Source organism: Nocardiopsis alborubida (genome assembly GCF_012396365.1).
Taxonomy (GTDB): domain Bacteria; phylum Actinomycetota; class Actinomycetes; order Streptosporangiales; family Streptosporangiaceae; genus Nocardiopsis; species Nocardiopsis alborubida.
Map to the genome: position 1 here is coordinate 17,194 of NZ_JAAXPG010000025.1, position 8,389 is coordinate 25,582.

Annotated in this window: 6 protein-coding genes, 2 tRNA genes and 1 pseudogene; 5 read left to right on the top strand and 4 right to left on the bottom strand. The window is 72.9% G+C overall.

Annotated elements, in window-relative coordinates; genetic code table 11:
* Positions 1-142: 142 nt before the first annotated feature.
* The 4 genes from HGB44_RS23275 to HGB44_RS23290 all read left to right on the top strand — a co-directional run bounded on the left by HGB44_RS23275 (position 143) and on the right by HGB44_RS23290 (position 3,902).
* The gene (locus HGB44_RS23275) at positions 143-916 is read left to right on the top strand and encodes a nucleotidyltransferase domain-containing protein (protein WP_061082360.1); all 774 of its coding nucleotides are present in this window, start codon (positions 143-145) and stop codon (positions 914-916) included.
* A gap of 461 nt (positions 917-1,377) precedes the next feature.
* Positions 1,378-1,449, top strand: a tRNA-Pro gene (locus tag HGB44_RS23280).
* Positions 1,450-1,526: 77 nt separating this feature from the next.
* Positions 1,527-1,600 (top strand) — tRNA-Arg (locus HGB44_RS23285).
* A 1-nt stretch (position 1,601) separates the two neighbouring features.
* Positions 1,602-3,902, top strand: a complete 2,301-nt coding sequence (locus HGB44_RS23290) for a hypothetical protein (protein ID WP_061082361.1) — start codon at positions 1,602-1,604, stop codon at positions 3,900-3,902.
* Positions 3,903-4,869: 967 nt separating this feature from the next.
* Here HGB44_RS23290 and HGB44_RS23295 read toward each other — a convergent pair.
* On the bottom strand, positions 4,870-5,727 hold the full coding sequence (locus HGB44_RS23295; RefSeq protein WP_061082362.1) for a helix-turn-helix domain-containing protein: 858 nt from the start codon (positions 5,725-5,727) through the stop codon (positions 4,870-4,872).
* A gap of 173 nt (positions 5,728-5,900) precedes the next feature.
* On the opposite strand from HGB44_RS23295, the gene HGB44_RS23300 reads away from it, so the two are divergent.
* The gene (locus tag HGB44_RS23300) at positions 5,901-6,653 is read left to right on the top strand and encodes an SDR family NAD(P)-dependent oxidoreductase (protein ID WP_061082363.1); all 753 of its coding nucleotides are present in this window, start codon (positions 5,901-5,903) and stop codon (positions 6,651-6,653) included.
* A gap of 158 nt (positions 6,654-6,811) precedes the next feature.
* On the opposite strand, the pseudogene HGB44_RS23305 reads toward HGB44_RS23300, so the two are convergent.
* From HGB44_RS23305 to HGB44_RS23315, 3 genes and pseudogenes are all read right to left on the bottom strand, one after another.
* A pseudogene (locus HGB44_RS23305) lies at positions 6,812-6,931 on the bottom strand (IS481 family transposase); the annotation flags it as partial.
* A 63-nt stretch (positions 6,932-6,994) separates the two neighbouring features.
* A complete protein-coding gene (locus tag HGB44_RS23310; protein ID WP_013153549.1) occupies positions 6,995-7,348 on the bottom strand; it encodes a hypothetical protein in 354 nt (117 codons plus the stop codon).
* 42 nt (positions 7,349-7,390) lie between these two features.
* The gene (locus HGB44_RS23315; protein ID WP_061082364.1) at positions 7,391-7,783 is read right to left on the bottom strand and encodes a hypothetical protein; all 393 of its coding nucleotides are present in this window, start codon (positions 7,781-7,783) and stop codon (positions 7,391-7,393) included.
* Positions 7,784-8,389 lie beyond the last annotated feature (606 nt).

Below are 8,389 nucleotides of genomic sequence, written 5' to 3' on the forward strand. Positions count from 1 at the left end.
GAGGCAACCGGACAGCCGTCGGCCCCGCACGCCGAAAAGCACTCGTGCCCCGGGCCCCCGGCGGATAACGTGCCAGGCAGCACCCGGACGACCGCACCCGAGCACCATCCAGCACCCAGCGCCCAGGAGAACGGAGCCGCAGGTGAAGCACTCCAGCCCCGAGTTCGCGCGGATCGCGCACGAGGGAACCGTCCTGCGGTGCCAGGTGGGCTCCGAGGCACACGGCCTCGCCCTGACCGGCCAGGCCGACCGCGACGAGATGGGCATCTGCGTCGAACCGCCCGAGTACGTCATCGGCCTGCGCCCCTTCGAGCAGTACATCCACCACACCCGCCCCGAACACACCCGCTCCGGCCCCGGCGACCTGGACCTGACCGTCTACTCCCTGCGCAAGTGGACGCGCCTGGCCCTGGACGGCAACCCCACCGTCCTGCTGCCCCTGTTCGTGCCCCCGAACGAGATCGTCACCATCACTCCCACCGGACACGACCTGCGCGCCAACGCCCCACGGTTCCTCTCCCGCCGGGCGGGCCTGCGCTTCCTGGGCTACCTGCGCGCCCAACGCGACCGCATGGAGGGGGTCCGCGGCGGCAAGCACACCAACCGCCCCGAACTCGTCGACCGGCACGGCTTCGACACCAAGTTCGCCTACCACATGGTCCGCCTCGGCATCCAGGGCGTGGAACTGATGGAGACCGGCCGCATCACCCTGCCCATGCCCGAACCCGAACGGACCTGGCTGCTCGAACTGCGCCGCGGCGAACACAGCCGCGACGAGGCCCTGACCCGGGCGCGCGAGCTGGAACACCGCCTGGCCGATCTGTGCCGGACCTGCGACCTGCCCGCCGAACCCGACCACGCCTGGGCCGACCGCTGGCTGGTCCAGACCTACCAGCACGCCTGGGCCGGACGCTGAGCCCGCCCCGGGAACCGGCGGCCACCGCCCGACCCCGCGACCGTGGCCACGACCACGCTGGTCACAGCGGCCACCCGGCGCGGCCCCGGCACGGGGCCGGGATAGGGTGATCCCCCGAAGAGGTAGGCGCCGCTCCCGGCTCCTCCGGGCGCTCCCGGCGCGGCGGGCGCCGCGCACGGTGCCCGGAAACAACGAACACTAAGGAAACACCATGGTCGGAACCATCGCCTTCGTGCTCATGGTCGTGGGCCTGACGATGATGCTCGCCACCGGGCTCATCGCGGCCGTGATCAAGACCCGCTAGGGAAGCACGACCGGGCCCGGTGACGGGTGCGTCCACACGGCCGCACCCGTCAGACCGTTTCCCGGCCCCGCCGGGGCTCACCGGCCCTCCGGCCGCCCACAGCCCCGAAAAGCACTTTCGGCCCCCACCCCCGAACCGCTACCGTGAGCCCCGCAAGCGACGTGTAGCTCAACAGCAGAGCACCCGGCTCGGGACCGGGAGGGTGCGGGGGCAGGTCCCGCCACGTCGGCTGACGACCGGACCACGGCACACCGACCTCCCCACCGGAGCACCCGCTCAGGACCGGGAACACTCGGGCCGACCGGACAGCGTGTGGCTCAAACAGTGAGAGCGCCCGGCTTCGGTCCGGGAGGGTGCGGGGGCAGGTCCCGCCACGCTGGCATGGACGACACCACCCCCCTGCGCGCCGACCGGGGCCACGCCGCCGGACGGCTGGCCAAGGAACTCACCACCGCCCTCACCCACCAGGACGTCCGCGTCCGCGAGGCCGCGCGCGCACGCGTCGACTCCTGGGAACGGGTCGTCAACGGCATGCGGGACGGCACCCTCATCATCGGCTCCCGCACCCCCGTCAAGGGCCTGCCCGCCTGGGTCACCCCCGAGGTCGTCCACGGCGGCTTCGCCACCGGCCTGCCCGCCGCGGGCGGCCCCCTGCGCCCCCACGAACAGGAACTCGCCCGACGCCACGGCCTGCCCGCCCAGCGCACCGCCCTCCACGCACACCACCTCACCGAACAGGGCCTGACCGACCTCAACACCCTGCTCGACAGCGGCGAGTACGAACTGGACCTGCCCGAACAGGCCGCCCCGCTCGCCGTCGCCTGGCTGCTGCGCAACGGCGACACCGCGGGCGCCCTGCACCTGCTCGCCACCGTCGAACCCCTCGCCGACACCCTGTGCCTCACCCCCCGCCCTGCGCCCCGCCAGGACCTGCCCGCCCACACGGTCTTCCGCCAGAGCGTCGGCGACGCGCGCCACGCCCTGGCCGAACGCGCCGCCCGCGACCCGGCCACCAGCCGGCCCCGGGCCCAGCAGGAGGCCCTGGCCGTGTGGAACCCCTTCGCCGACCGGGTCCTCACCCACTGGCTGGAGACCGTCCGCGACGGCCGGACCGACGCCCACCGCCCCGCGGGCTGGACCCGCCGCGGCGCCGCCCTGCTCACCGAGTACGAGCGCCTGGCCGCCGAGCACACCCTGTGCACCAAGCACCGCAAGCCCAAGGAGAACCTCGCGATCCTGCTCGCCGCGCTGCGCGAGGCGGTCGCCGAACCCGGCGCCGAACTCACCCCCCGCCGTCGCGGCCTGCTCCGCCACGCCGTGGACTCCATGGTGGCCAAGCGCGGCCTGCCCGGTTCCGACCGGCACACCGCCCTGCGCGCCCGACAGGCCGAGCACGCCGCCCGCCCCACCCACGACGTGCTCGCCGCCCTGCTGGCCGACCGCCTCGCCCCGCTCCCCCAGACCTTCGGCACCCCGCACATGGCGCAGCTGCTCACCCCCGTCTCCGCCGAGGAGGCCCGCGAGCGCGCCGTGCCCGAGGGCTGGCCCGTCCCCGAGGCCCTGGGCGACGTCGCCCGCAGGGCCACCGCCGCTCCCCTGGACGACCTGGTGGAACTCGGCGTGGTGCCCTCCGCCGAGGTGATGGCCGAGATCGTGCCCGCCCTGACCGCGGAGGCCGAGGCCGCCTCCGCGGCGGACCCCGCGCTCGCCAGGCTGGTCGCCGCCCACCACCGGGCGTTCAGCCGCAGGCGCTCCCTGCTCCTGCTCAACCTGGAGAGCCAGGTCCGCGAGGACGAGCTGCCCTGGACGCGGGCGCTGCTGGCACACCGCTCCGGCCCGGAGGCGCGCCGCGAGGCGGTGGCCGAGCTGCTGCCCGCGCTGGGCTCCTCCGTGCTCACGCACTTCCCCGGCACGATCGTGCCCAACCCGATGGTGAGCCGGCTGGCCGCCCTGGCCCGCTCCGCGGACCTGCGCCTGCCGCTCGTGGAGGAACTGGCCGCCGACATCTTCATGGGCACGTTCGCCCGCAAGTTCACGCGCGCCGCCAAGGTCGCCGCCGCCCTGCTGGGCGAGGGCCTCTACAACCGCTACTACGGAATCGACCCCGTCCGGGTCCTGGCCCTGGAGGAGGAACCGCCCCGCCCCGGCGGCGGGGCCACGGCCTTCGACCGGCTGTGCCGCGAGCGCGCGGGCGACCCGCACTGGGGCGTGGCGGGCAACGGCACGATCATCGAACAGGCGCAGATCCTCACCACGCACAACCTGGCCGTCCTGGTCGAGGCCGGGGCGCGGCCCGCGTGCGGGTGGGCGGAGCTGGCCCGGCGCGCCCACGCCCTGACCGTGCGGACCGTGGAGAGCCTGCCCCGGGTGTCCCCGCCCCTGCCCCACGTCAAGAACGCGGCCTTCGCCTGGCGGCAGACGGTGTTCTTCCTGTCCCTGTGCACCGAACGGGAACAGCGCGAGGTGACGGCGTGGATGGAGGGGCTCGCCCCCGAGCAACCCCACCACACGCGCGAACGCCTGGAGCCGGTGCTGGCCGGACTGCGCCAGGTGGTGGAGGGCGGCCCCCTGGAGGAGACCGAGGCACCCACCGGAAGGCGCCGCTTCCTGGGCTGGTCGGCCACGGGGCACTGGATGCTCCGCCTCGCCCCGCGGACCCCGCCCGGCGCGAGGCGCCCGTGAGACCGGCCCGCTGACAGCACGAGCCGACCGGTGCGGGGCATCCGTCCACGCTGCCCCGCACCGGCGGTACGGGCGCACCCGCACGGGTCCATTTTACGGACTCCGCCGGAGGAGGGACCAGCGGTCCGGGAAATTCGTGCGGTGTTCGGTTCTCCGAAGCGGGGCCGCTCCGGGTGCGCGCGGGGCGGAGGGCACGCGCCCCCGGCCCCCTTCTCCCGGTTCGTGGAAACTGGCACCGAAGATCGTTTTCATTCGCGCCTTCTTCTCTTGCCTCCTTTTGTTATGACACAGAAAATCCCCACCTTTATTATGTAGATTCGTAGTTGCCGAAACCCGTGCCGACCCGGCCGGACACGGCGCTCCGCCGCTCGGACGCACCGCGGACCTGGGGCCGACCCGGGCCGCCTGGCAGGTGTGCACGCGGCCCGGTCGGCCGTGGTCCGTTCGGGTTCGCAGGGGAAGGTCGGGGCTCGTTGGCACGGCTGGCGTGGACGCGGAAACGCCCGGGTACGGCCCTGGAGCCGCCACGGGGTCCCCGGGAGCGCTGGCGTCGGCTCCGTCTCCGACACGCTCCCCCAGCCAGCCGCGCCGGTCCGGTGGGTGCCGCCAGCATCCAACGGCACGCCCCCGGTGGACAACCCCAGCGGCACCCCGGGACACAGGCGTACACGCCCTTCCCTCGCGCGAACCGCGCCCCCAGGAAGGTTCGGTGCCGGTCGGAAACGTCCGTGCGACGGCATGGCCGAAAGGGCGGCACCTCCCCCGGCTTCCCCGTTCGCGGCGATTCCGGTCCCCGCACCGCACCGACTGCGGAAAGGCCGCGGACCGGCGAGGTGCGATGAGTGGATATTCCCAGCGCAAAGGACGGAAAACGGTGGGCGCCGGACCCGGGTGCAGCCGGCGCTGGCCCCGAAGGTGATCGCCGTTCCACCGTCGGCACGCGGCCGGGGCAAGCCCGACCCGGCCCTCAGCGGTCTTCGGCCCTCGCCCGTGAGGCAGGCGTCGTCCGTCCCGCCAGGGAGGCGAGGAGGCCGAGACGGTCCGCGCTCTCCGGATGCGCGTGGTCGGGGTGGTAGATGACGAGCAGCTGCTCGTCGGTGTCGTCGATGGCGAGTTTGGACACGTTCAGGTCCATGGCACCGACCCGGGGATGGTCGACGCGGACGAGGCCGCCGCGGGGTGGCCGGACATCGTGACGTGCCCAGGCCCGCCGGAAGGCCGCACTCGCCAGGGACAGCTCCTCCACCAGTCGTGCGACTCGTGGATCGCGCAGGTCCGTTCCCACCCGCCTGCGGAACATCGCGACCATCTCCTGCCGGTCGAGGTACAGGTGATGGTCCGTGTCGAGGAAGGCCGTGCGCAGCAGGTTCTCACCCGGACGCATCTCCGGGGAGAGCGCGCGTGCCAGAGGGTTGCTCGCGAGCACGTCCGCGTGTCGCCCGGCGACGAACGCCGGTGCGTCCACCGTGCGGAGAAGGTCGAGGACCCGGGGAGCGAGGGTCTCCCGCGGACGGGGTTCACGACGCGAAGGCCGCGGGGCGGTACTCAGTCCGAGCAGGTACTGGGTGGAGGGCTCGTCCAGTTGCAGCACCCGCGCGATCGACCCGAGTACCTGGGCTGAGGGATTGCGGTTACGCCCCTGTTCCAGCCGCAGGTAGTAGTCGGAGCTGATGCCCGCGAGCAGGGCGACCTCCTCGCGGCGCAGCCCGGGAACACGGCGGCGCGAGTCCTCGGGAAGGCCGACCGTCCGGGGGGCCACCAGCTCCCGTCGGGCACGCAGGTACTCGCCCAACGGGTTCTGGCTGTCGGATCCGAGTCCTGTCATCACCCCGGATCGTACCCGGACGGACGGGGAGGCCGCCTGGTCCTGTCACTCCCAGGATGAAGGTGGCCTACCCGGGGCCGGCGGCGACAACGGATCGTCGTTGGGGAGCGCCACGCGTGCCGACAGGTACGGGCGCTCGGCCCGTATGTCCAACCCGAACAAGGGAGGCCCTCGTGTCCTCGGATCGCATCGCTCTGGTTACCGGAGCCAACCAAGGTATGGGCAAGCAGGTCGCGAAGGAGCTGACCGCCGACGGGGTGACCGTGTTCGTCGGGTCCCGCGACGCCGTCCGCGGCGAGGCGGCCGCCGCCGGGATCGGAGCCGGCGCGATCCCGCTCCAGCTCGACGTGACGGATCCGGTATCGGTCGCCTCGGCGGCCCGGCGGCTCCGCGACGAGGTCGGTCGGCTCGACCTCCTCGTCAACAACGCCGCCATCTCCACCACTCGGTCGGGTGTCGACATGGCCGGGCTGCGCTCCCTGGCGGCGGTGGGCACAGTACCGCTGGAGGAGGTCCGGGCTGTCTGGGAGGTGAACGTCTTCGGGCCCATGGCGGTGTACCAGGCCGTGCTCCCGCTGCTCCGCCTGTCATCGGACGCACGCATCGTCAACGTCACGAGCGCGCTCGGTTCTCTGACGACCGTCACCGACCCCTCCCTCCCCTACCACTCGCTCTTCGAGCCGGTCTACGCGGCGTCGAAGGCGGCGCTCAACGCCGTGACGGTGGCGATGATGGCCGAGCTCCGGGACTCCGGCGTCAAGGTCAACCTCGTTTCGCCGGGGTTCGCGAACACCGCGCTGGTCAACTTCGAGGGCATGGAGTCGGTCGAGGACGCCGCTCGTGAGATCGTGCGTGTCGCCCGGTTCGGGCCCGAAGGACCCTCCGGCACCTTCACGACGTGGGAGGGAACGGACCTCCCGTGGTGAGTCCACAGGGCTGATCCGTCAGCGCCGCGTGCTCTCAGCCGTACGGGCACGGCCCAGCGATGACAGGGTGCGACACCTGTCACACGGGACTTCTGGGGGCGTGGGCGGCGGGTTCCGGCGTTCCCAGACGGTATGCGGGGAGGGTTCGCCGAAGGGCCGCCGATGCGGGCCGGGCCCCATCGGCGGGTGCGGCGGAGTTCGATCACGCGGCGTTCGCGGCGGGCGGGGGCGCGCTGGGGTGAGCGGCGCGGGCGGCTGGAGGCGCCGTCCATCCCGGCCCTGGCCTTGGGCGCGGCAGCGGTCGGCCCGGCATTTGGCGGTGGACCGCGTGCGTGCGACCGTCAGCGGCGTCCGCCGCGCGTGCGCGGGTCGAACGAGCCGGGGACGTCGGCGTTGGCGTCATCGGCGGCGGAGAGACCGTGGACGGTGCGGACCACCCCGTCGGCGGCCTGCCTCTGCGCCACGGCGACGTAGTCGAGGAGCTGCCAGAGGATCTTCTCCGCCTCGCCCAGGGTCTCCTGCATCCGCTTCGAGTACTCCCCCTCGACCCCCCAGGGCGCCTCCTCGAAGGACGTGATCGCGTCGCGCGCGTCGGCCACCACCTCGTCCGTGAAGTCGGCGGCCTCGTAGACGAGCTTGTTGTGCCGCCCGATCCCGTCTACGTCGACGGAGAGCCGGCCGTGTGATGCGGACATCGTTCTCCTCCTGTTCGCTGTCTGATGGCTGCGGTCGGACCGTCACTCCAGGTCTCGCGGGGAGAAGCCCAGTGCGCGCAGGGCCTCCTCGACGTCCACCTCGCCGCGCAGCACGGCGGACGCGTCGACGCCTTCGGGGGAGGCGAAGTCGTACGCCTGCACGGCCCGCTCCGCCATCCGCCGCTGGGCGCGGGCGATCACCTCGACGATCGTAGCCGACAGCTCTGCGGCGGCCATGCCCCGGTACCCGTCGGTGTGGAACACGAGCCCGGCGAGGTCACCGGTCGCGTCGACCTCCGCGGTCACCAGCCGGTTCCTGGACGTGGCCTCCTCGGTCTCCGACTCCAGGCCCTCGCCCGCCTCCATGAGCTCCCTCAGTGTCGTATCGAGCCGCCGCAGTTCGGCTTCCATCTGCTCCCGTATCGGTGAACTCATGCCTTCAGGATCTCCTTCAAGGTTTTACTCAGGTCGTTCACGACAGGGACGGCCCGTGGAAGCGCGCTGCCGACGGCACTCCGGACGGCGGCCGGAACACCACCCGGCCCCGCTGTTGCGCGGCGGCGCCCCGGACACCCGCCGAGCACCGCCGGCGCGACCGCCCCGGGGCCGGGGGAAACCGACACGCCGGAGATCCGGTCTCGGTCACGCAGCCCAACGCGACAAAGGACACCGCACCGGCACGCCTTCCGAATGGGATGGAGAACTCCGTTCGCGGTCGGTTCCCACCCGGCCTCCCGAGTGGGCGGTGCCGCCCCGCCCCGGGAGGTCGGAGGCGCTCCCGGGCCGGCCCCGGCCAGCGATCCCGGTAGCCGTGGTCAGGCCGGGTCCCGACAGGAGGCCCTCCCCCGGCGACGCACACCTGAGAAAGGAACAGGAAAGCGATCACGGGCAACAGAACAGGGGAAGGAGGAAGGGTGGATCACCGCACGGGACCGGGCCGCCCCGGCGAATCATTCCCCTCCGCCCGACACAACAGGTACCGCACCGGGTGAGGTGAATGCAACCCGCGGAGTCGTGACTATACATAGGGGTCATCCCCCT

Excerpts from the sequence above, each read along its gene's own strand:
- HGB44_RS23295 (WP_061082362.1), bottom strand. The coding sequence starts at position 5,727 with ATGACAGGACTCGGATCCGACAGCCAGAACCCGTTGGGCGAGTACCTG.
- HGB44_RS23310 (WP_013153549.1), bottom strand. The coding sequence starts at position 7,348 with ATGTCCGCATCACACGGCCGGCTCTCCGTCGACGTAGACGGGATCGGG.
- HGB44_RS23315 (WP_061082364.1), bottom strand. The coding sequence starts at position 7,783 with ATGAGTTCACCGATACGGGAGCAGATGGAAGCCGAACTGCGGCGGCTC.
- HGB44_RS23290 (WP_061082361.1), top strand. The coding sequence starts at position 1,602 with ATGGACGACACCACCCCCCTGCGCGCCGACCGGGGCCACGCCGCCGGA.